The organism is Siphonobacter sp. BAB-5385 (assembly GCF_002261125.1).
Lineage (GTDB): Bacteria > Bacteroidota > Bacteroidia > Cytophagales > Spirosomataceae > Siphonobacter.
Genome location: NZ_NMPS01000252.1, coordinates 79,879 through 101,173 on the forward strand (window position 1 = coordinate 79,879; position 21,295 = coordinate 101,173).

Below are 21,295 nucleotides of genomic sequence, written 5' to 3' on the forward strand. Positions count from 1 at the left end.
GATTATGAAAGGCTGGAGTTACGATTATAACGTTCGGAGAATAGCGTAGATACCCAGGAGGCCTGACAGCGAGCCACCAATGGTACCAATCACACCCATCACCTGAGCGGCTGTAATGTCGGCCTGCGTCCGTACGGGTACGATGATGCGAGAACCAGGGCGTACTTCCGGATACGAATTGAAGAACAGGAATCGCTTCGTTTTCTTGGCATACCCATTCGCGTAGATTACGTACGTACGTTTCTTCACACTACGGGAAGTGAAACCACCGGCCCGTGAGATGTACTCACCAACGCCCACATTCTTCGTATAACGGGTGGTCGTAGGCAACTGTACTTCACCTTCAATTTTAATCGTTGGGTTAAATTTCGGAACCGTCAGTAAATCACCATCCTGAAGAATCAAGTCAATATCCGTATGCGGTTTTTCCAGGATTTTCTTCAGATCAATACCGATGGCTTCTTCTTTATTTTCGGCTACTACATCGGCTTGCAGAGCGGATTTCCGGCCATCGTTACTGATGGTATTCAAGGTCTTCTGCTGCTGGTCAATTTCTGCTTTCGTAAGCTTGGTTCTCCGAATCAGTGAAGCCCCTTCCACGTAGGCATAGGCGGTTAAACCACCGGAGCGTTTGATCAGATCCGAAATACGTTCGTCGCGATCGACCAGACCGTAATCACCCGGCGTGCGTACCTGACCTTCGACTCTCGCTGCCTGGTTGTTTTCGAAGTTGGGAGAAGCCCGCACATATACCACGTCATAGGGTTTCAGCTGAAACTTGGAAGCTTCTTCCGTCAGACGCAGGTCACGGCTAATTGCCAGGGTAAAGGTTTCCGCCAGCGTCGAGTTGATGAGTTTTGGATCATCGGAATCCAGGCGTTTGGGACGAATTACCTCAATGTGATTCGGAGAGGCAGAAGCCCGTAAGTTACCTGCCGTAATGATAAGATCTTCAACGGTCATGCCTTCAAACCAGGGATAGTAACCGTTATTTTCCAGCGAGTCACCTTTAGGGGTATTCACTTCACCTAAAATCCGTACCGTCATACCTTCCCGCAGCTGGGTTACGCTGGATACTTCCAGGCGATCCAGTGGTTTAAGTACCACGTTGGTATCTTTTCCGTTGAGAATGCGGGTCAGGTTTACGGGGATCAGTTCTTCCGTCAAATCATCTTTCTGACGGTGGATGGCCGCACGACCCAGGAATGCATCACGTCTGGGGCCTTCAGCCCGGCTAATCAGGTCTTTCACCGTTGGGTTACGGTCCAGCGGATAAGATCCGGGCATATACACGGCTCCATTAACTACTACCATGTTTTCTTCGCGTTCGGGCACACGATTGATGCCTACACGGTCACCATTCATTACTACGAACGTATTCATTTCTTCTTCGCGTACATCGATAAACTTACGGCCATTGGGCGTAATGCGTTGAATCGTAATCGTAGGACGGTATGCGTCTTCGACCAGACCACCGGCATACGCAATCAAATCGCCGAGTTTTTCGCCGGGTAACAATTCGAAATAACCCGTCTTCTTTACCCCTGTAGTAAGTTCTATGCGTGAACGGTAGGGGGGGATTTGAATGACATCGTCATCTTTCAGACTGATGTCGCTCATCCGCAAACCTTTCGTCAGGTATTTGTACAAATCGATGGTCCGGAATACGGTATCCTGACCGGAACGGTTACGGCGAATCAGATTGATGGTACGGAAAGAACCCGAAGCCGTTGGGCCACCCGAGAAATACAGGGCGTTCATAACCGTAGCCAGCGAAGGAAGATTATACGTGCCCGGATTCACGACTTCTCCGATGAAGTTAACCCGAATACTACGGATGTTACCAATACGGATACTCATGTCCATACCGCGGCCAATCGGATAAATGCGGGCAAGCTTCGTCCGAATCCGCTCCGTGGCGGCTTCAATCGTCAGACCATTTACGAAGATAGGTCCTACCTGTTCCAGTTGTAAAATCCCTTCGGGGGTAATGGTTTTCTGAATATTGATATCGCGGTACAGATCACCGTACACATTGATGATCAACTGATCACCGGCACCTAAGATGTAACCTTTGGGCGTCGGAATGTTGGTAATGGGAGCAATATCCAGACTTTTATTTGAGAAAATATCGGCACCAAAAATTTTGATTTTTTGTTCTTTCGTACCAGGCTCTTCGGTATTGGCTCGTAACAGACGCACGGAGTCCTCACGAGCTTTTGCTCGCTGGTCCTGGATGTACTGCCGTTGCTGGGCATTGTCTACCTGATTGGTATTCCCTGGATTAACCAGCGTAGGCTGTTGCTGCTGCTGTATGGGAAAATTAGCAGGTAAGCTGGACGGGGGATATGGTAACTGGGGGAACTGAGCCCACGCAAGCTGAGTGAACAGCAAAAAGCCAGAAAAAAGCGTTAGTTTCAGAGTCGATAGAGATTGAAGGAGTGGGACAAAAAGAAAAGTTCTAAAGACGCTAGGCCGAACAAAGGGCAACATTTCGATTCTCTTTTGGTTAAAATTGATTTTTTCCCGGAAGGGCTGGACTCGGAAATTCACCTGATATCTAAACAGTTTACACTGAAGTAGTGATCAAAAATCACTTCAAGCCCACAAAGTAAAGCACTAAATTCCTAAATTCAGCTACCATTCATAGAATTAACATTTGCCTAAAATACGATTTTTCCTATGATGGAAATTGAACAAATCTTATTTTTGATGAACGATTGAATGGTTGAAAAATTGACTCATGGCAGAACAAAAATTAACAGATTACACCGAAGATAGTATCCGTTCGCTGGACTGGAAAGAGCATATTCGCCTGCGTCCGGGGATGTATATTGGGAAACTGGGCGACGGTTCTTCGGCGGATGACGGGATTTACGTACTTGTAAAAGAAGTCATTGACAACTGTATTGACGAACACGTCATGGGATTCGGCAAAACCATTGAAGTGAAAATTGCCGAACACCGTGTGGAAGTACGTGACTACGGTCGGGGCATTCCGTTGGGGAAAGTCATCGACGTAGTTTCCAAAATTAATACGGGTGGAAAATACGACTCCGGAGCTTTCCAGAAATCAGTAGGATTGAACGGGGTTGGTACAAAAGCAGTCAACGCCCTTTCGGCCTTTTTCCGGGTTCAGTCAGTACGGGATGGTCAGGCTAAGTGGGCTGAATTTTCGAAGGGCGAACTTGTGCGTCAGTCCAAAGGTACCATTGAAACCAAGGAACGGAACGGAACACACGTGGTGTTTGAACCGGATAATACGGTATTTAAAAATTACCACTTCATTCCGCAGTATCTGGAAAACCAGATCTGGAACTATGCGTACCTAAATGCTGGGCTTACGATTCAGTTTAACGGCCAAAAGTACATAGCCCAGCGGGGTCTGCTGGATTTGCTCGAACGTAAGACGGATCCCGATAGTATCCGTTATCCCATCATCCACCTGAAAGGAAATGATATTGAGATTGCCATGACGCACGGCAATCAGTATGGCGAGGAATACTACTCGTTCGTGAACGGTCAGAATACGACTATGGGGGGTACGCACCTGGCGGCTTTCAAAGAGGCCGTAGTCAAGACAGCCCGCGAATTTTTCAAGAAAGATTACGCACCCGAAGATATCCGGGCCAGTATCTCCGCGGCCGTCTCCCTGCGGGTACAGGAACCCGTATTCGAATCGCAGACGAAGACGAAACTAGGTTCGACGAATATGTCGCCAGATACTAGCTCGCCAACCGTACGCGGACATATCGTTGACTTTTTGAAAACGGAATTAGACAACTTCCTCCATAAAAATCCGGCGGTTGCTGAGGCGATGAAAAAACGCATCGAGCAGTCGGAACGGGAACGGAAGGAAATTGCCGGAATCAAAAAGCTGGCAAATGACCGGGCTAAAAAAGCCAGCGTTCATAACAAGAAACTACGCGACTGCCGCATTCACCTGCCGGATGCCAAAGCCGAAGATCGTCTGGAAACGACCCTGTTCATTACGGAGGGAGATTCAGCATCGGGTTCCATTACGAAGTCCCGAAATGTACAGACGCAGGCCGTATTCAGTCTTCGCGGAAAGCCGCTGAACTGCTTCGGACTGACCAAGAAGATTGTGTACGAAAACGAAGAGTTTAACCTGCTGCAACACGCGTTGGACATTGAAGCCGGTCTGGATACGCTTCGATTCAACCGAATCGTCATTGCTACCGATGCCGACGTGGATGGAATGCACATCCGTTTGTTGCTACTGACGTTCTTCCTGCAATTCTTCCCTGACATTGTACGGAATGGTCACCTGTACATTTTGGAAACGCCCCTGTTCCGGGTACGAAATCCGAAAAAGCACGAGGATACCATTTACTGTTACTCGGAAGAGGAGAAGCAGAAAGCGATAGCCCGGCTTTCTACGAATGGACGTAAAGTGGAGATCACCCGATTTAAAGGCCTGGGTGAAATTTCTCCCGATGAATTTGGAAAGTTCATTGGTGAAGACATGCGTTTGGAACCGGTGATCCTGGAAAAAGAATCGACGATTCCGAAGTTGTTAAGCTATTACATGGGCAAAAACACGCCCGACCGTCAGCGGTTTATCATTGACAACCTCATTATCGAAAAAGATGATGTTGAGGAAATATTGGAAGTAGCCTAACCGACGTTCAACGCCTGATGAGAACCTCCTCATCAGCGTTTTTGTTTTTCCAAAACAAACCGCATTCCATTCCAGTTTAGTAGCCAGCATGAACGAGCTAAAATTCGCGGAGATTGGTACCAGGAACGGGCCGAAGCAGAGTCTTTATACTCAGCAGGTCATTAAAAAACTGATAATTATTTTTTAATGGGATGACTTTGTGGCACCCCTCCAACAATTGATCCCGTTTATCTTTGCGAAAACCAAATCCAATCTGTCATGGACAATGCATTAGCTACAGAACCCAAGCTTATGGACCTGGACACCTTTCGGTCAGAAATGGACACCAAGGGCTGGGTGATTTTTAATGAAGTACTGGAAGATGACTTCCGTGAAGAACTCATCAAGGCTCAGGATATAGCGACGGAAGAGTGCCGTCAGATTCAGATTAAAAATGGCGTTGTAAACCGCACGGCCGGAACCTCGCACCACTTGGTAGTTTTTGAAGGTGCGTTCATGAAGTTCCTCGAGCAGATGCCTCTGCACGAGTACATGACGGCCTATTTCGATAACGGTCCATACATCCTCAACTCGTTCGGGGGCGTTATGAACTTCAAGGCCGAAACCTCTTCCTACGTAGGAAATGTACACCGCGACATTCGTACCTGGAGCGGTGATTTGCATCTGATGCTGAATATGCTGGTGATGCTCGACGACTTTACGCCCGAAAACGGAGCGACCTGGTTCATGAGTGGTTCCCACAAATACGCCGAAAAGCCTTCGGACGAACAATTTTTCGCCGTAGCTGAACAGGCGGTAGCGAAAAAGGGTAGTATCGTTTTGTTCAACTCGAACGTATGGCACGCCGCTGGTACCAACCAGACCGATCAGATTCGTCGTGGTTTGACGCCGATGTTTACCAAGCCTTTCTTCAAACCTCAGTTTGACTACTCACGCTACTTCGGTTACGAGCGTACGGCTACTTTCTCACCGCTGGTGAAACAGTTGCTGGGCTATAACTCCCGCGTACCTGCCGACCTAGATGAGTGGTATCAGGTACCAGAAAAACGCTTATATATTCCGGGACAAGGTTAATTGCATTAAATTGCAGGCCAATTCAGAAGTGAATTATCCGTAAGCACCTTTTTTGAAAGGACCGACGGATCAACATACGGAAGTAAAATAAACCCAATCCCTTTCCAGCAACTGCTGGAAAGGGTTTCTCATTTAAACAATTCAACCAACGATTATGGATCAGACGCTGCAGGCTGAGTACGAAAACCTGAATAAAATCACTGCCGATTACGACGATTATGAATTTGACCGCCGGATGCGTCATTATATGATGCGTACCCTGGAACCATTCATGCGGGAAGGAAAGGCCTTGGAATTGGGTTGCATGTACGGCGAGTTTACCAGCATTCTTGCCAAGCGTTTCGATGATCTGACGGTAGTAGACGCCGCTGAGGAGTTTCTGGCAATTACCAAAGGTCGGGTAGGCGATAAAGTAAAGTTCATCAACGGACTTTTTGAAACGTTTGAATCGGACGAAAAGTACGATGCCATTTTTATTATGCACGTACTGGAACACCTGATTAATCCGGTTGAAATTATGGCTCGCGTACGTCAGTTCCTGACCCCAACGGGGCGTCTGTACCTGATTGTACCTAACGCCAACGCAGGCTCTCGCCAGATTGCCGTGAAAATGGGCTTTCTGACGCACAATGCCGCTCTGACGCCCGCTGACGTAAAGCACGGTCACCGCATTACGTATTCCCTCGATACCCTTGAAAAAGATGTACTGGAAGCGGGCTTGAGCGTCGTGCACCGGGGTGGTATCTTCTTCAAAGGTCTGGCAAACTTCCAATTGGATAAAGCCCTTGAAGCGGGTATCATCGACGATAAATACATGGAAGGCTGTTTCCAACTGGGTATGGTATATCCGGATCTGTGCAGCAGTGTGTACGTAGTGGCTGAAAATAAATAATGATTCAGTTCAGAGAAATCATCATCGAAGACGTTCCGTCCATCAATCGCTGGCGAAATGATCCGGAGGTAATGCAGTATCTAACAAACCAGTTTCGGTACATTGGCCTGGAGGCTGACCGGAACTGGTTTGCTTATTATCAGCAACACCGTGATCAGGCCGTGCGATTGGCCATTGTGGACGACGCCATGCTGATAGGTACCGTTCAGTTAACCCAAATAGACCGAGTTAACCAGCAGGCGGAGTATAGCATTATGATTGGTGAAAAAATCATCAGTCGAAAGGCATCGGACGCTTAGCTACGGAGGAGATCCTTCGTCATGGATTCAATGATTTGAATTTGCATCGGATCTATCTGACCGTACTCCCCGAGAATGATCGGGCCATTCGCTTGTACGAATCTTTCGGTTTTCAGCAGGAAGGTCTGTACCGCAAGGCCCTGTTCAAGAATGGTCAGTTTACGGATGTGATGGGTATGAGCCTTCTTCGCAATGAGTTTCAGAGTCGCTGATTCTGTTCACTCATGACTTTTTTTCTATGAAGCCCAAGCTTAGTGTTTATTGCATTACCTACAACCACGGCCCTTTTATTGCGGAGGCCCTGGATAGTTTTTTAGCTCAGAAAACCAACTTTGAGTTTGAAATCGTGGTGGGCGATGACGCCTCCAAAGACAATACACAGGAGGTATTAAAGGAATATCAGCAACGCTATCCGGATAAAATCCGGCTGTTACTGAATCAAACCAATCGCGGAGCGATCTACAATTTTATTGATACGTACGATGCCTGTCAGGGCGAATACCTGGCTTTGTGCGAAGGAGACGATTTCTGGATTAACCCACTGAAGCTACAGAAACAGGTAGATTTTCTGGATCAGCACCCGGAGTTTTCGATGAGTTTCCACAACGCGGAAGTTCGTTATCAGGATGGCAGTGCCCCGGCGTATCTGCTCAACGACCATACGCAGAAGAAAGTGGTAACGGTCGATGATCTCATCGGAAACAAGGAGACCTGGTTTATGGCTACGGCCAGTATCGTACTGCGGAAAACCTTTTTGCCCAAACTGCCCGCCTGGATGGTGGAATCGAAGAGTGGAGATATTCCACTGAATATTCTGATGACGCAACGCGGCCCGGCTGGTTATATGGATGAAGTGATGTCCGTATACCGCAAGCATAGCGGAGGGCAAAGCAATACCGATCACCGTTGGGAAGCCCACTTTTTGTTGAACCGGATTAATATGTATGAACATCTGGACCGCGAAACCGGCTACCAGTTTTCGGAACGGTTTAAGAAAACGATGGCCGAATTTTACTGGTTATTGCCCGATACCGTAGATTTCGAGTCAAAGTTCTGGCCGCGGTTACGCTATACGATGCGAGCGGTAAAGTACGATCCGGCAACGTATCGGAAACCATGGACGAATTTGTTCAAGGAAAAAATCCTAACGAAACGGCAGCTCGACATTTCCCGGAAGCTACGTGGCTTGAAGTAAGACCGAATAAACCCTCATGTACTGTGACTTTAGAAGAATTACGGAATCAGATTGATGCCATCGACAATCAGTTGCTGGTTCTGATGAATGCCCGGATGAACGTTGTGCAGCAGGTTGGTGAACTCAAACGATCATCGCAGGCCCTGATTTACCGCCCCGAGCGGGAGAAGGCTATTGTAGACCGGCTGGCCCATCAATCCGATGGCTTGCTGCGTTCGGATGCCATCGAAGCCATTTTTCAGGAAATTTTTGCCGTTGCTCGTAATATCGAATTGCCCGAGCGAATTGCGTACCTGGGGCCCGAAGGAAGTTTTACCCACCAGGCCGCCGAATCCCGGTTCGGGGCCATGAGTGAGTATGACGCTTTGCCCACAATTCGATCCGTATTCGAATCCGTAGAGACGGGACGGGCGAAATTTGGCATTGTTCCCATTGAAAACAACCAGGAAGGCTTAGTCTTCGAAACCGTTGATAACCTCAACGAAAAAGACGTGCGTATTGCGGCGGAAATCGTTAAGCCGATTCACTTTGCATTCGCTACGAAGGCCGAAAAGCTGAGCGAAATTCAGCGGATTTATTCCAAGGATATTGGGTTCCGGCAGTGTAAGCGATTCCTGGATGACTATTTCAGCGGGTATTCAGTAGAGATTATCCCGGTGGAATCAACATCCAAAGCTGCCAAAATGGCATCGGAGGATCCTTACGCCGCTGCGATCTGCTCGGACATTGCCGGAAAGATTTATGGCGTACCCGTTTTGTTTAATAACATCCAGGATTCTATTGTTAACCGTACCCGTTTTTTGATTCTGGCCAAAGAATTCGATACCATGCCTTCGGGAAATGATAAAACGACGGTAATTGTACAGTTTCCGAATTCGGATAAATCGGGTACGCTTTCGCGATTCCTGCGGGAGTTTGAGGTGTACGACATCAACCTAACGAAACTGGCGAGTCATCCCAGTCGGCAGGGTGATCGGTTTGGCTTCTGGTTCCTGATGGAATTTGAAGGACACGCGAAAGACGACAAAGTGCAAAAGATTTTTCGGCAGATTCAATCCGAAATCAAGTGGCTGGGTAGCTACGTAAAGCTGGTAGATTAGCAGACCCAAGCCATTCAATAATAACAAAAAAGCAAATCGCCCGAACGTTCCTAACGTTCGGGCGATTTGCTTTGAAATCTGAATGTAAAGACAGCGGTAAGACGTCGTCTTTTAACCCTTACTTGGTATAGGAATGGCTGTGCAAAATCGCCAGCGAATCAACCTTATCCTGTCCGATTTGGGTGATAAGGGGTTCCAGGCCTTCGTATTTCACCTGCCCCCGTAACCAGGCTACGAATTCAAGCGTGAGCTTTTCCCCGTAAATTTCCTGATCAAAATCGAAGATATTCACCTCAATGGTTCGAATCGTTCCTTCTACGGTTGGATTCGTACCGATGCTGAGCATGCCGCCGTACCAGTCGTTTCGCCAGCGTACGCGAACGGCATATACGCCATCCGCGGGTACTAATTTGTAGGATTCAGGTAATTCCAGGTTGGCCGTAGGGTAGCCCAGTTGCCGACCCAGCTGCCGGCCTTTGACAACCGTACCACTCAGCGTATAGGGACGGCCCAGGAAGTTGGCGGCGGTACCTACGTCGCCCGAAAGTAAGGCCTGTCGAATGCGAGTTGAACTAACGGCCAGATGCTCCACATCCTGGCTAGGAATTTCTTCGACCGTAAATCCGTATTCATGAGCGTGAGCCTGTAAGTAGTCGAAACCCCCTTCGCGATTCCGCCCAAAACGGTGGTCGTACCCAATGACGAGGCGTTTGGTACCGATGGTAGCAATAAGGATGTTACGAATGAATTCGTCCGAGGTGAGTAGCGAAAAATCCCGATTAAAGGGAATCACGACTAAGTGATCGATACCCGATGCCGCCAGCGATTCAATCTTCTCTTCGAGCGTATTCAGCAATTTCAGATCGGCACTGTCGGCCGCAACGACCGTACGGGGATGGGGCCAAAACGTAAGGACCACCGATTCACCCTGCGACTGTCGGGCTGATTCAATCAACCGCTGTAATATTTTCTGATGGCCTAGATGCACGCCATCGAATGTCCCACTTGTCACTACGGCGTTCGAAAGTCTCCGAAAGTGCTCAATGCCATGATGTACTTGCATAGATTTTAAAGGGGTCTGATGCGGGGTTCGTACAGCGTGCTACCGGGGCGGTGTGTCTCCACGAACTGCTCGAGGGAGACCGCGTCCGCGACGTTGAAATCCCCAATGCGGGTACGACGCAGACTTTTTAAATACGCTCCAGACTGACAGCGTACGCCGAAATCCCGGACCAGACTACGGATATACGTGCCTTTGGAACAGACAATCCGAAAATCCAGTTCAGGAAATCGGCTCTGATCAATCTCAAAGGTCGATACAGTAATAATTTTGGATTTAATTTCTGCTTCCTGTCCGCTACGAGCCAGCTCATAGGCTCGCTTCCCATCCACCTTAACCGCTGAAAAAATTGGAGGGGTTTGGGAAATGGCTCCGGTCAATGCCTGCCGGGCCGATTCCAGGATCTGGGCTGTAATGTGTTCGATGGGATATTCCGCGTCGAATGGCGTTTCCAAATCCACCGAAGGCGTCGTTTTACCCAGCACAAACGTACCCGTATATTCTTTTTCGGCCGCCTGATAACTTTCAATCTGCTTGGTCATCTTTCCGGTACAGCAGATCAGCAGGCCCGTAGCCAGGGGATCGAGTGTACCGGCGTGACCAATTTTCTTGTATTGGGCTGCCCACTTCAGCTTCTTTACCACCGCAAAGGAAGTCCAGCCCAGAGGCTTATCAATCAATAGGACTTCGCCGGGATCAGCAACCGGTTCTGTTGTTTCATTCGTCATTGTTACACTACTTCCATTTGCATACCGCTCAGCAGTAAGCCAATGATGATTAATCCCATAATGATTCGGTACCAGCCGAAAACTTTAAAGCCGTACTTCGTTAAAAAGCTAATGAAAAAGCGAATGGCCAGCATGGCGACGATAAACGCAACCACATTTCCGATGGCAAATAGCTTCCATTGTTCGGTGGTCAGCGTGTTGCCATCCATAAAGTAATCCAGCATTTTCTTACCGGTGGCGGCAAACATGGTAGGTACTGCCAGAAAGAACGAAAATTCAGCGGCGGCTTTCCGACTAATGCCCTGACTCATACCGCCCACGATGGAAGCTCCTGAACGGGATACGCCGGGAATCATGGCGATACACTGGAAAAGACCAATTTTAAAGGCATTCCAAAGGTCAATATCTTCCGAATCATCGATGCGGGGCCGATCAAACCATTTGTCCACGAACAGCAGAATGATCCCACCAATGAGTAATGAAACGGCTACCCCCATGGCACTTTCCAGCAGACTGTCAATGACATCACTAAGTAAAAGTCCAAATACGGCTGCCGGAATAAAGGCGACGAAAAGCTTGATATAAAATTGAATACTCCGGAAAAAACGCTTGATATATAACACCAGTACCGATAAAATGGCCCCGAACTGAATGGCAACGGTAAAGAGTTTCACGAACGGTTCTGAAGCAATTCCGGCGAAGGAAGAGTACAGAATCATGTGTCCGGTTGAAGAAATGGGAAGAAATTCAGTAAGACCTTCAATAATGGCCAGAATAATGGCGTGAAGAATGGACATGAACAGGTTGATTGATGGGAAAGGGCGGAAAGATACTAAAGAAAAGTACTAGGAACACGGGGCTCCTAGTACCGAAAAGTTAATTCTAAGAAAAACTTAAGCTTTAGGTTTCTGCAGAATAGCGTAAAACTCAATGATATAACCCACCACTACGACCAGCGGTCCGAGGGTCAGGCCCATAAAACCAAAACCAAAAGGCTCTTTATCCATATTCATAATCAAAAAGCCGACCAGAATGGTCACTACGCCAATGATCATCCACAGGTAATTGCTCCGTTGAAAAGGCATGGCCTGAGCAGGAGCGGGGCTTACGGGCGTAGCGGGAGTCGTGTAAGGATTCACACTGGGAGCTACTTTCGTTTCTGTTGCCATAAGTTAAAATTAGTTATGAGCCACACGGGCCAGACGTATGAAAAATCACTCAATACAACCGATCTATGGAAGAACGTAAATACCGTTCCACCGATTGAAAGGTACTGATAAATCCAATGAGCATTCCTATGAAGGCTAGTGATACGGCTAAGGTAGCTAGCTTTTTCCAGTCACCCAGAAGTAAGTAAATGCCATCAATGTATTTGAAACCCAGATTGACGATGACCGCCAGTAAGCCGCAGGCAAAAAGGGCACTTAATAGCCCCTGAACAATACCCCGGTACAAAAAAGGCTTCCGAATAAATCCGTTTGTCGCCCCAACCAACTGCATACTGCGAATGGTAAATCGCTGGGAATACAGGGCTAATTTAATGGTATTATTCACTAGTACTACAATGATAATCAGCAATAAAACCACAAAAACGGAAAGTACGAGGTAGATTTTGGTGATGTTTTTATTCACATCTTCAACAAAGTTCTCTACGTACGTCGCTTCAAATACCCCCGGAATTTTCTGAAGGTCCTGCTTGATTTGTTTCAGTCCAGCTTCAGAAAAGTAATCTTCCTGGATTTTGATAAAAACGCCGTCCCGTAATGGGTTTTCACCGAGGAAATCTTTGAAGTTTTCACCCGTATCTTTAATAAACTTTTCGGCGGCTTCTTCCTTGGATACGTACGTTACCTGAGGTTTTCCCTCGCGGGTGGCTACGTAAGGCTTTGCTACGATGGTTCGCCGAATTTGTTCCGCCTGATCATTGGTCAGATCCTTGTTCAGGTATACCTGAACTTCGATATTCTGTTTGACTACCTCTGACAACTTTCGTCCCATCACCGTCAATAAACCACATAAACCCATTAGAAATAGGGCAATCGTGAGACTGACAGTAACGGTCAGATTGGGTAAGTATTTCTTTCGTCGTTGAGTAGTGGCCATACGAAACAATCAGTACAAAAATAGAGCTTTCCGAATACGAAGAGCAGCGAAACAGAGAATTTAAGGGATTTTAACGGAACCCGCGAAGCGTAAAGAACGAATACTTTACTGCTCTTAGTTACGCCGACTGATTTCATCCCGAATCTGAGCGGCTTTTTCGTACTCCTCATTGCTAAGAGCCTGATCAAGCATACGCTGCAAATCTTCCATGGAATTATCCTTCAGTTGATCGGGGAAGGGTTTGGATTTGCTGCTACCGGTACTGGAAGGAGCCGCTGATTCAGAAGAACGTTCGCTGCTACTGCCTTCGTTGGCCACAATGCCCGCTTCTGACAGTAAGTTCTCGAAGGTATAAATAGGAACGTTGAATCGCAGGCCAATGGCAATGGCATCCGAAGGGCGGGCGTCGATTACGCGTTCTTTCAGTCCATCGGTGCAAACAATCTGAGCAAAGAAAATACCTTCCCGCAAATCCGAAATGACAATTTCCGTGACTTTATAGTGAAAGCCCTGAGCAAACGACTTGAACAAATCGTGCGTCATGGGTCGGTTAGGCGTAATTTTCTCAATTTCTATGGCGATCGCCTGAGCTTCAAACATACCGATGATGATGGGTAATCGGCGGTTTCCGAATTCTTCGCCCAATATCAACGCAAATGATCCGGTCTGTGACTGACTCGGAGAAAGACCTAAAATCTCTAACTTGATTTTTTCCACTGGTATACGACCTCTATTTAGAAAGGTAGGCAAAAGTAAGAAGACCCGTCGAGTTTTGGAAACCGGACGAGCCTTATTACCCGACAAAGCCCTAAAAGGACTACCAGAATGCTAACGAAAAGACTATACCAATTGTTCTCGGGCCGCTTTTGTCAGGCGGGGGAGTATGTCAAAAACGTCACCCACGATGCCATAATCGGCAGCTTTGAAGAAAGGGGCTTCCGGATCCTTATTAATCACGACAATTACTTTCGAACCATTGACCCCGGCCAGGTGCTGAATGGCTCCGGAAATACCACAGGCAATGTAGACGTTCGGGCTGACTTTCAGGCCCGTTTGCCCAATATGCTCGTGGTGCGGTCGCCAGTCCAGGTCAGATACGGGTTTGGAACAGCCGGTTGCCGCGTGCAAAGCTTCGGCTAGTTCTTCGAGGGGTTTCCAATGCTCGGGTCCTTTCATCCCCCGACCGCCCGAAACAATAATGTCCGCATCCGAAAGCGAAATCTCGCCGGTCGCCTTTTCGGTTTGAATGACTTTAGCTACAAAATCAGTTTCCGGAATCGAAGGGCTAAAACTTTCGACGCTGGCCGTAGCCTGACTTAATTCGGGGGAAACGACATTTTTCTTAAGCGTCAGGATTTTTCGGCCCTCCCGCATTTCAGTAATAGCAAAAGCTTTCCCGGTGTAAATGCTATGTTTTACCCGGAATCCATTACTTGTGTCGGGCAATTCAGTAACGTTCGATACCAGGCCCGCTTTGAGTTTACCCGCCGAACGGGCCGCCAGCGTATCTCCTAACGACGATTTGGCAATGACAATGACGGCCGCCTGTTCGGCCTCGACGGCAGCGGCCAGTATACTGGCATACGCCAGGGCATTCGCTGCATTGAACTTTTCATCGCTGACGTGCAGCACTTTCGTGACGCCATACTGACCCAGCGAAGCTAAGTCTGCTGACGTGGTACCAATGACCAGAGCCGTAGCTGAGGTCTGGAGTTCTTGGGCTACGTTAGCCCCGTAGTATAACGCTTCCAGGGAGGCCACTTTAACCTCGCCCTGATCTAATTCAGCAAAAATGAGGACGGACATAGGGAGGAATGTTTAGCGTTTGGGAGTAGGTTTAGTTGATTGTTGTTGGTTTTTAGTTGTTGGTGGATAACTATTCGGGTATTAAGTTGTGGCGAGTAGGTTTTTCCTGGTCTTGCAACCCGTTCAACCTAACATCACTGATAAATACTAGCATCTGAACCAGACACTCCCAACAACCGATCAACCAACAACCAATAACAATCAACCCGAAAAACCATTACAGCACCTTCGCTTCCGTGCGAAGTAAGGTAATGAGCGTTTCGGCTTCTGCCGCCGGAATCATTTTTACGGCTCCTTTGGCTGGGGGCAGTTCGAAACGGGTGGCCTGCGTCAGGGAATCCTGACCCGTGGGTTCCACTACGTTGAGGGGTTTGGTACGGGCCGTCATAATGCCCCGCATATTGGGGATTTTCCACTCGGCAATGGGTTCCTGACAACCGAGTACTAGCGGCAGGGGGGCTTCCAGAAGTTCTTTACCGCCTTCAATCTCGCGGGTAAGCTGGACGGTATGGCCCGTGATCTCCAGTTTCATGACGGGCGAATAGGAGGGCAAACCCAGCATTTCGCCGACAATGCCGTGTACCTGACCACCGTTGAAATCAATGGATTCGCGACCCATGAGAATCAGGTCATAGGATTCACGCTGGGCGATGGCGGCAATTTGTTCGGCCACAAAATACGCGTCCCGGGGTTCGGCGTTTACGCGGATGGCATCGTCGGCTCCAACCGCGAGAGCCTTCCGAATGATGGGTTCGCCGTCGGCATCGCCTACGTTAAGTACGGTTACCGTACCGCCTAGTTGTTCTTTTAAATCAACGGCCCGGCTCAGAGCGTAATCGTCGTAAGGTCCGGCAATAAATTGAACGCCGGTTTTATTCAGCTTGGTGTCACCGTCGGTGAACGATATTTTCGCTGTCGTATCCGGAACGATACTGAGACAAACCAGAATTTTCATAGCTTATTTGTAATAAAAGAGGTTTTGATAGGAAACAAACACGATTCTATCGAATGCGAAGTTAAAATTGTTTTTGAATAAACGTATGCAAGCATACTAATTTATAAGAAAGATTGTATGAATAGACTCGAACAATTACTGGCGTTTTGTGAAGAAGAACCGAATGATCCCTTTAACTGGTATGCCTTAACGCTCGAATACCAGAAGTCCGATCCTCAGAAAGCAGGCGAGGGGTACGATAAATTAGTACAGGATTTCCCCGGATACGTGCCTACGTATTATCACGCGGGGCAATTCTGGGCCGAGGCGGGTGAGGAAGAGAAAGCCAAAGCGATTTATGAAGCAGGCATCCATCAGGCCGAGCAGGCGAAAGACTTTCACGCCTTACGCGAACTGAAAGGAGCCCTGCAACGCTGGATGGATGAGTGGGAAATGTGATTTTAGTTGTTGGTTGATGGTTTTTAGTTGTTGGTGAATGGTCTTGTACCGATAGGAATGGTTGGCTATTTGTAGGGGGGCTATTTAGGCTTGCAATGAATACTAACGCCTACCGACCTCTCCCTACAAACAACCAACACCTATAAACCATCAACTAAACCGAAGGATACTGCCACTGCCCCCGGTAATCGCGGCGGAGTAGTTTATTGGCTTCATCATCGTTGAGGACGAGTTCTTTCTGGCCGTCCCAATTGATACTGCGACCGAGTTTATAGGACAGCATACCGAGCAGGGCCATATTAGTGGAGCGATGCCCGATTTCGATGTCACAAACGGGGCGTTTACCCGTTGAAATACAATCAAGGAAATTACGCCAGAGTCCGGCGATATTCTGCTGATCGGGTAAATCGAGGGAAGGGTCCTGATGGATGACGGGTTTGTTTTTGTTCGATGGATAAAACGTCCACCCGTCCGTCCAGCCCATGTGGAAGGTACCTTCCGTTCCGTAGAAATAGCAGCCCACATTGGCTTTTTCGGCTTCGTTACCGGCAAACAGGCGGTGTTCCCATTCCACCGTAAAATCATCAAATTTCCAGACGGCTACCTGATGGTCGGGAGCATTGGTGTCGTCGCGACGAATGGCCCGGCCACCCGTCGAGTACACCTGTTTCGGAAAGGGATCTTCGCTCCACCACAGAATCTGGTCGAGCCAGTGGATACCCCAGTCGCCCAATTGCCCGTTGGCGTAATCGAGGTGTAACCGGAAACCTTTCGGATGCATACTGGCGTGATACTCGCCGAGCGGAGCGGGTCCGCACCAGAAATCCCAGTCGAGTTCTTTCGGCGGCTCCTGGGCGGGCGTTTTCTCGCCGGGGCCACCGCCGTAGTGGACGAAGGCCCGTACCATGCCCACCTTGCCGGCCTTACCGGATTTCAGAAAATCCATTCCGGAAACGTTGTGGGGCGAAACCCGCCGGTGCGTACCGACCTGTACGACGCGGTTGTGCTTGCGGGCGGCATTGACCATTGCCCGGCCCTCCATTAGCGTATGTCCGATGGGTTTCTCGACGTACACGTGAGCCCCGGATTCGATCGCCGCAATACAGCACAGCGGATGCCAGTGGTCAGGGGTGGCGACAATCACAATTTCTGGTTTTTCCTTGGCCAGCATTTCGCGGTAATCGCGGTAGACCTTGGGCTGATCGCTGGTCAGTTTGCTGAGTTCCTGCTGGGCGGATTTGATCTGACGTGTATCGACATCGCAAAGGGCTACCACTTTCGACTGCCCTGCCTGAACGGCACAACGCAGAATATTCATTCCCCACCAGCCCGAGCCGATCAGAGCGGTCTTGTACTTTTCGGTACGGATAAAGGACGAAAGCAGGGGCGTAGCCGAGAAGGCCAGGGAAGCTTTGGACGTGCTTTCCAGAAAAGTTCTTCGGTTCATAGAGGCTAGAGATATAAGACGAAAGCCCGAGGCTTTGAGTCAAATATACGCAGAGTGTTTGGATGAGGGAGTTCCTTGCTGCTTTTTAAGCCTCTATACGAGGTATTACCGTACCTTATATACAGCCGTTTTCTTGAAACCTTTGAAGTAAATAGATGAATCCGCAGGCAGATCCATCGAAATGAGCCATCGATGGAGACCTTGCTTTTGGCCGGTGATGGTGCCAGACTGAACCCGGTATCCATAGGGACCATTAAACCCACCATTCCAACCTGAAGTAACGTTGGCAGTTTTTAATTCACGGACGGTACTATAACGAAAGGACAGAAGACTCGGATCAAATTCAAAAGCAATAACCGGAGAACCACAATCGGGGCAATTTCTTAAGTCCCGATCGTCAGCGTTGTAATACGCTACGTAGGTAGAAGCTTTCTCAAGGATAAAAAACGAGCCACCCCGGAGGGTATCGGGCCCCCAAAGATCGATGTAATGATTAGAAAATATAGTATACGTTTCTTTAGGCAAATTCTCCTTGGATTGACAACCCAGAAACAGGATAGATGAGATCAGTAGTCCGAACCAGTTCTTCATACGTAAAAAGGTTTGTGTGGTTGAGTACATGAGTCTGGCTTAAAGTCTGTCCCTTTAAAAGCTTGCGTGAGCGTTTTTAACGTATAGGCGAGCTTCATGTATTACAGAACTTTTCCAGTCTACAAAAGACCCCATCCAAACCACTGGCGTTGGAATGACAAAACTTTAATTTCTGCAACTCAGTCCATCTGTTCAATCAACCGTTTGAAAAGCTGACTCAAATGCGGTTCCGCTTTCGCCGCGGCGGCCAGTATTTCGGAGAGTTTAGCTTCTTTCAACGTTTCAGGAATACACAAATCCGTGATTACGGAGCAGGCGAACACCCGCATGCCCATCTGTCGGGCCACCAGTACTTCGGGTACGGTACTCATGCCCACGGCGTCCGACCCCAGTTGACGCAACAGACGATACTCGGCTTTACTTTCCAGTTGCGGTCCCTGTACGCTGGTGTAGACGCCCGTATGCGGCGGCAGACCCAGTTCTTCGAGAATCGTTTTCGCCTGCTGAATCCACGCGGCATCGTAAGGAGCACTCATATCCGGGAAACGGGGACCGAACTCCGGTGGGTTGAAGCCCCGCAACGGACTCTCGGGTAGAAACAGAGCAACGTGGTCGTCGATGATCATCAGATCGCTGGTACGGAAGGCCGGGTTCAAGCCACCCGCCGCATTGGAAACGAACAAATGCCGAATGCCCAGGGCGTGCATCACACGAACCGGAAAGGTCACCTGCTGCATGGAATATCCTTCGTAGTAGTGAAAGCGTCCCTGTAAACAAATGACTGACTGGCCCGCCAGCGTACCCAATAAAAGCTTACCCGAATGAGACTCGACAGTGGATAAAGGAAAGTGCGGAATCTGATCATAAGGGATCGCTCCCAGAATCTGTACTTCACTGGCCAAATGACCCAGACCCGTGCCTAAAATGATTCCTATCGTAGGTTGAAAATCAGGGAATTGATTGCGGATGGCCTGACTGGCCTCCTGAATGGCTTTGAGCGTCATGGAATGGAGTAAAGGGTTTCTGCGAAGATACTACGAGGCCTGACTAAAAAAACTTGCCCGCATTTTATCTCTTATTTTTACTCGAACCCCATAAAATCAACTCATCTTTGCGTCGTTTTTAATTACACTTTTTACCCATTCATGATGCCACGTACCAGAGGGATGCGTAACAATCGCCTTGTTTTTCTTTTGTTTTTAATCGGAATCGGTCTGGTTCTGAGGTATTGTAATAAGCCGCATCCGCTCGAAATGATCAAGGCGGATTTATACGAGCTGGTCGGTATCAAGAAACCCAGACGTTCTGCTACGGCTGAGTCAAACGAAGAAAGAGCCGATCGTCGGAAACGCTCGTCGGATGAGTCGTATGATTCAGAAGCCAGCGACAGTCAGGAGAATACGGGTTCGGCTTCTACTTCTTTGGGAAGCCTGGAGGATTACCTGCCCGCTTACGACAAAAACGCCCAGATCATTCGCCGGAGAGGATACATTCTTGACTACGAGGAACCATACGAGCAAGCGGCGTGGGTGGTTCATTTTCTGTTGAATAAGAAAGGAAATGCCCGCCGGGCGGATAGTTTTCAGCCCGATCCGCTGGTAGAAACGAAAACGGCTTTACCAAACGATTACACCAATACGGGTTACGATCGCGGGCACCTGGCTCCGGCGGGTGATTTCAACTACGATCAAAAGCTGAAAAATGAAAGCTTCTACATGAGTAATATGTCGCCGCAGGCCCATGATTTCAATACGGGCATCTGGAGCCATATCGAGCAACGGGTACGCAGCTGGACCAAAAAACGCGGAGATCTGGTCATTGTAACGGGACCCGTACTACGCAAAGGATTGCCGACTATTGGCAAGAGTACCGACATCGCCGTACCCGAATATTACTACAAGCTCATTTATGACCCCAATCGACAGGAAGCTATTGCGTTTCTGATCGGGAATAAAGGTTGGGTAAATGTTAATATGCAGGATTTTACCACCTCTATTGATGAAGTGGAAAAGAAAACGGGGATCGATTTCTTCGCAAAATTACCCAAGGCACAACAGGCCAAATTCGAAGCCCAGCACGATGTGAAAGCCTGGTTTGGTCGGGAAAAATAGGAGGGAAGGAATGGAACAAAAAAAGGTACGGACTCGCATCCGTACCTTTTTTTGTGCCAGGCGACTAGGTTTTCATCTTTTTCTTCTTGGCTGCCGGGAACAGAATATTATTCAAAATGAGGCGATAGCCGGGTGAAGTCGGATGGAGGTTCAGGTCCGTGGGTTCTTCGCCCACTTCGTGCCGGTAATCTTCCGGATCGTGACCGCCGTAAAAGGTCCAGAAACCCTTGCCGTATGTACCGTGAATGTAGCGAGCTTCGCCAACCGAACGATTTTCACCCAGGACCTGTACTTCGGGTTTGATGAATTCTTTCTTGAAAGCCGTCGTCTGGCCCATGAATCCTTTGATGGTCGTTTCGTGGTTTTGCGTAAGCATGGTAGGTACGGCGTCCCATTTGGCGGAGAATTGAAACAACTGGAAGTAATCGTTCGATTCCATCAAACGCCGTTCATCGGGCTGACTGTCAATGGTCGAAAACTCAATCTGGTACGGGTCCAGGATCACTTTAAAATCCTTAAATGCGAACGTTTGAGAAAAATCCAGTTTCTGGTTGATGTTCGGATCCGCGGGCGTACCATCATAAAATGCATCCACAAAATCGACTCCATTAGCAGCCAGAGCCACATCGTAGGTATCCGTAGCGTTACACATGGCAAACATATAGCCCCCACCGGATACAAATTCCTGAATCTTTTTGGCAACGTTAAACTTTAGTTGAGGAATCGTTTGTAAGCCGTATTTGCTGGCGGTTTGCTGACCTTCCCGTTTCTGGGTTTGGTAGTAAGGATAGTTTCGGTGTTGCCAGAATTTGCCCATCTGGCCCGTAAAGTCTTCGTGGTGCAGGTGTAGCCAG

General features: G+C 48.4%; 21 protein-coding genes and 1 pseudogene. 9 read left to right on the top strand and 13 right to left on the bottom strand.

Features of this window, described 5'->3' with window-relative positions; all coding sequences use genetic code 11:
- Nucleotides 1–24: 24 nt before the first annotated feature.
- Entirely contained in the window at nucleotides 25–2,394 is a 2,370-nt protein-coding gene (locus tag BWI93_RS26635; protein ID WP_176454350.1) for an SLBB domain-containing protein, read from the bottom strand.
- A gap of 349 nt (nucleotides 2,395–2,743) precedes the next feature.
- On the opposite strand from BWI93_RS26635, the gene BWI93_RS26640 reads away from it, so the two are divergent.
- From BWI93_RS26640 to pheA, 7 genes are all read left to right on the top strand, one after another.
- A complete protein-coding gene (locus BWI93_RS26640) occupies nucleotides 2,744–4,642 on the top strand; it encodes a DNA topoisomerase IV subunit B (protein ID WP_094816974.1) in 1,899 nt (632 codons plus the stop codon).
- Nucleotides 4,643–4,900: 258 nt separating this feature from the next.
- The gene (locus BWI93_RS26645; protein WP_199182041.1) at nucleotides 4,901–5,716 is read left to right on the top strand and encodes a phytanoyl-CoA dioxygenase family protein; all 816 of its coding nucleotides are present in this window, start codon (nucleotides 4,901–4,903) and stop codon (nucleotides 5,714–5,716) included.
- A gap of 154 nt (nucleotides 5,717–5,870) precedes the next feature.
- Nucleotides 5,871–6,608 carry a bifunctional 2-polyprenyl-6-hydroxyphenol methylase/3-demethylubiquinol 3-O-methyltransferase UbiG gene (locus BWI93_RS26650; protein ID WP_094816975.1) on the top strand — a complete coding sequence of 246 codons (738 nt, stop codon included), beginning with the start codon at nucleotides 5,871–5,873 and terminating at the stop codon, nucleotides 6,606–6,608.
- Nucleotides 6,608–6,907, top strand: a complete 300-nt coding sequence (locus tag BWI93_RS26655; protein WP_094816976.1) for a GNAT family N-acetyltransferase — start codon at nucleotides 6,608–6,610, stop codon at nucleotides 6,905–6,907. Before BWI93_RS26650 ends, BWI93_RS26655 begins: the two co-directional genes overlap by 1 nt.
- Nucleotides 6,908–6,918: 11 nt before the next feature.
- Entirely contained in the window at nucleotides 6,919–7,119 is a 201-nt protein-coding gene (locus BWI93_RS26660) for a GNAT family N-acetyltransferase (RefSeq protein WP_255158088.1), read from the top strand.
- A 26-nt stretch (nucleotides 7,120–7,145) separates the two neighbouring features.
- Nucleotides 7,146–8,102: a glycosyltransferase gene (locus BWI93_RS26665; protein ID WP_094816978.1), complete on the top strand. Its 957-nt coding sequence runs from the start codon at nucleotides 7,146–7,148 to the stop codon at nucleotides 8,100–8,102.
- A 23-nt stretch (nucleotides 8,103–8,125) separates the two neighbouring features.
- The gene (gene pheA, locus BWI93_RS26670) at nucleotides 8,126–9,202 is read left to right on the top strand and encodes a chorismate mutase (RefSeq protein ID WP_176454351.1); all 1,077 of its coding nucleotides are present in this window, start codon (nucleotides 8,126–8,128) and stop codon (nucleotides 9,200–9,202) included.
- Between the two features lie 118 nt (nucleotides 9,203–9,320).
- On the opposite strand, the gene BWI93_RS26675 is transcribed toward pheA, so the two are convergent.
- From BWI93_RS26675 to BWI93_RS26710, 8 genes are all read right to left on the bottom strand, one after another.
- A complete protein-coding gene (locus BWI93_RS26675) occupies nucleotides 9,321–10,265 on the bottom strand; it encodes a bifunctional riboflavin kinase/FAD synthetase (protein WP_094816980.1) in 945 nt (314 codons plus the stop codon).
- A gap of 5 nt (nucleotides 10,266–10,270) precedes the next feature.
- Nucleotides 10,271–10,990, bottom strand: a complete 720-nt coding sequence (gene truB / locus BWI93_RS26680; protein ID WP_094816981.1) for a tRNA pseudouridine(55) synthase TruB — start codon at nucleotides 10,988–10,990, stop codon at nucleotides 10,271–10,273.
- Between the two features lie 2 nt (nucleotides 10,991–10,992).
- Nucleotides 10,993–11,787 (bottom strand): undecaprenyl-diphosphate phosphatase, encoded by a 795-nt coding sequence (locus BWI93_RS26685; RefSeq protein ID WP_094816982.1) that lies wholly within the window; start codon nucleotides 11,785–11,787, stop codon nucleotides 10,993–10,995.
- Nucleotides 11,788–11,883: 96 nt separating this feature from the next.
- Nucleotides 11,884–12,159, bottom strand: coding sequence for a DUF3098 domain-containing protein (locus BWI93_RS26690; RefSeq protein WP_094816983.1), 276 nt, complete (start codon nucleotides 12,157–12,159; stop codon nucleotides 11,884–11,886).
- A gap of 49 nt (nucleotides 12,160–12,208) precedes the next feature.
- The gene (locus BWI93_RS26695) at nucleotides 12,209–13,093 is read right to left on the bottom strand and encodes an ABC transporter permease (RefSeq protein WP_094816984.1); all 885 of its coding nucleotides are present in this window, start codon (nucleotides 13,091–13,093) and stop codon (nucleotides 12,209–12,211) included.
- A gap of 114 nt (nucleotides 13,094–13,207) precedes the next feature.
- Nucleotides 13,208–13,810 (bottom strand): bifunctional nuclease family protein, encoded by a 603-nt coding sequence (locus BWI93_RS26700; protein ID WP_094816985.1) that lies wholly within the window; start codon nucleotides 13,808–13,810, stop codon nucleotides 13,208–13,210.
- Nucleotides 13,811–13,933: 123 nt separating this feature from the next.
- Complete coding sequence (locus BWI93_RS26705; RefSeq protein ID WP_094816986.1) at nucleotides 13,934–14,899, bottom strand: electron transfer flavoprotein subunit alpha/FixB family protein; 966 nt, start codon at nucleotides 14,897–14,899, stop codon at nucleotides 13,934–13,936.
- Between the two features lie 217 nt (nucleotides 14,900–15,116).
- Entirely contained in the window at nucleotides 15,117–15,854 is a 738-nt protein-coding gene (locus tag BWI93_RS26710; RefSeq protein ID WP_094816987.1) for an electron transfer flavoprotein subunit beta/FixA family protein, read from the bottom strand.
- A 117-nt stretch (nucleotides 15,855–15,971) separates the two neighbouring features.
- Between BWI93_RS26710 and BWI93_RS26715 the strand changes: the two genes are divergently transcribed.
- Nucleotides 15,972–16,292 (top strand): hypothetical protein, encoded by a 321-nt coding sequence (locus BWI93_RS26715; RefSeq protein ID WP_094816988.1) that lies wholly within the window; start codon nucleotides 15,972–15,974, stop codon nucleotides 16,290–16,292.
- Nucleotides 16,293–16,446: 154 nt separating this feature from the next.
- On the opposite strand, the gene BWI93_RS26720 is transcribed toward BWI93_RS26715, so the two are convergent.
- From BWI93_RS26720 to BWI93_RS26730, 3 genes are all read right to left on the bottom strand, one after another.
- The gene (locus BWI93_RS26720) at nucleotides 16,447–17,739 is read right to left on the bottom strand and encodes a Gfo/Idh/MocA family protein (RefSeq protein WP_094816989.1); all 1,293 of its coding nucleotides are present in this window, start codon (nucleotides 17,737–17,739) and stop codon (nucleotides 16,447–16,449) included.
- Nucleotides 17,740–17,844: 105 nt separating this feature from the next.
- Nucleotides 17,845–18,330 (bottom strand): hypothetical protein, encoded by a 486-nt coding sequence (locus BWI93_RS26725; RefSeq protein WP_094816990.1) that lies wholly within the window; start codon nucleotides 18,328–18,330, stop codon nucleotides 17,845–17,847.
- A gap of 179 nt (nucleotides 18,331–18,509) precedes the next feature.
- Nucleotides 18,510–19,334, bottom strand: a complete 825-nt coding sequence (locus BWI93_RS26730; protein WP_094816991.1) for a purine-nucleoside phosphorylase — start codon at nucleotides 19,332–19,334, stop codon at nucleotides 18,510–18,512.
- A 141-nt stretch (nucleotides 19,335–19,475) separates the two neighbouring features.
- On the opposite strand from BWI93_RS26730, the gene BWI93_RS26735 reads away from it, so the two are divergent.
- Complete coding sequence (locus BWI93_RS26735; RefSeq protein ID WP_094816992.1) at nucleotides 19,476–20,441, top strand: DNA/RNA non-specific endonuclease; 966 nt, start codon at nucleotides 19,476–19,478, stop codon at nucleotides 20,439–20,441.
- A 64-nt stretch (nucleotides 20,442–20,505) separates the two neighbouring features.
- On the opposite strand, the pseudogene BWI93_RS26740 reads toward BWI93_RS26735, so the two are convergent.
- Nucleotides 20,506–21,295: pseudogene (locus BWI93_RS26740) on the bottom strand (asparagine synthetase B); the annotation flags it as partial.

Coding starts and splice junctions, on each gene's coding strand:
- truB (WP_094816981.1), bottom strand. CDS start 10,990: ATGACGAATGAAACAACAGAACCGGTTGCTGATCCCGGCGAAGTCCTA.
- BWI93_RS26645 (WP_199182041.1), top strand. CDS start 4,901: ATGGACAATGCATTAGCTACAGAACCCAAGCTTATGGACCTGGACACC.
- BWI93_RS26655 (WP_094816976.1), top strand. CDS start 6,608: ATGATTCAGTTCAGAGAAATCATCATCGAAGACGTTCCGTCCATCAAT.
- BWI93_RS26710 (WP_094816987.1), bottom strand. CDS start 15,854: ATGAAAATTCTGGTTTGTCTCAGTATCGTTCCGGATACGACAGCGAAA.
- BWI93_RS26690 (WP_094816983.1), bottom strand. CDS start 12,159: ATGGCAACAGAAACGAAAGTAGCTCCCAGTGTGAATCCTTACACGACT.
- BWI93_RS26650 (WP_094816975.1), top strand. CDS start 5,871: ATGGATCAGACGCTGCAGGCTGAGTACGAAAACCTGAATAAAATCACT.
- BWI93_RS26720 (WP_094816989.1), bottom strand. CDS start 17,739: ATGAACCGAAGAACTTTTCTGGAAAGCACGTCCAAAGCTTCCCTGGCC.
- BWI93_RS26735 (WP_094816992.1), top strand. CDS start 19,476: ATGATGCCACGTACCAGAGGGATGCGTAACAATCGCCTTGTTTTTCTT.
- BWI93_RS26715 (WP_094816988.1), top strand. CDS start 15,972: ATGAATAGACTCGAACAATTACTGGCGTTTTGTGAAGAAGAACCGAAT.
- BWI93_RS26725 (WP_094816990.1), bottom strand. CDS start 18,330: ATGAAGAACTGGTTCGGACTACTGATCTCATCTATCCTGTTTCTGGGT.
- BWI93_RS26685 (WP_094816982.1), bottom strand. CDS start 11,787: ATGTCCATTCTTCACGCCATTATTCTGGCCATTATTGAAGGTCTTACT.
- BWI93_RS26695 (WP_094816984.1), bottom strand. CDS start 13,093: ATGGCCACTACTCAACGACGAAAGAAATACTTACCCAATCTGACCGTT.
- BWI93_RS26640 (WP_094816974.1), top strand. CDS start 2,744: ATGGCAGAACAAAAATTAACAGATTACACCGAAGATAGTATCCGTTCG.
- BWI93_RS26705 (WP_094816986.1), bottom strand. CDS start 14,899: ATGTCCGTCCTCATTTTTGCTGAATTAGATCAGGGCGAGGTTAAAGTG.
- BWI93_RS26730 (WP_094816991.1), bottom strand. CDS start 19,334: ATGACGCTCAAAGCCATTCAGGAGGCCAGTCAGGCCATCCGCAATCAA.
- BWI93_RS26675 (WP_094816980.1), bottom strand. CDS start 10,265: ATGCAAGTACATCATGGCATTGAGCACTTTCGGAGACTTTCGAACGCC.
- BWI93_RS26665 (WP_094816978.1), top strand. CDS start 7,146: ATGAAGCCCAAGCTTAGTGTTTATTGCATTACCTACAACCACGGCCCT.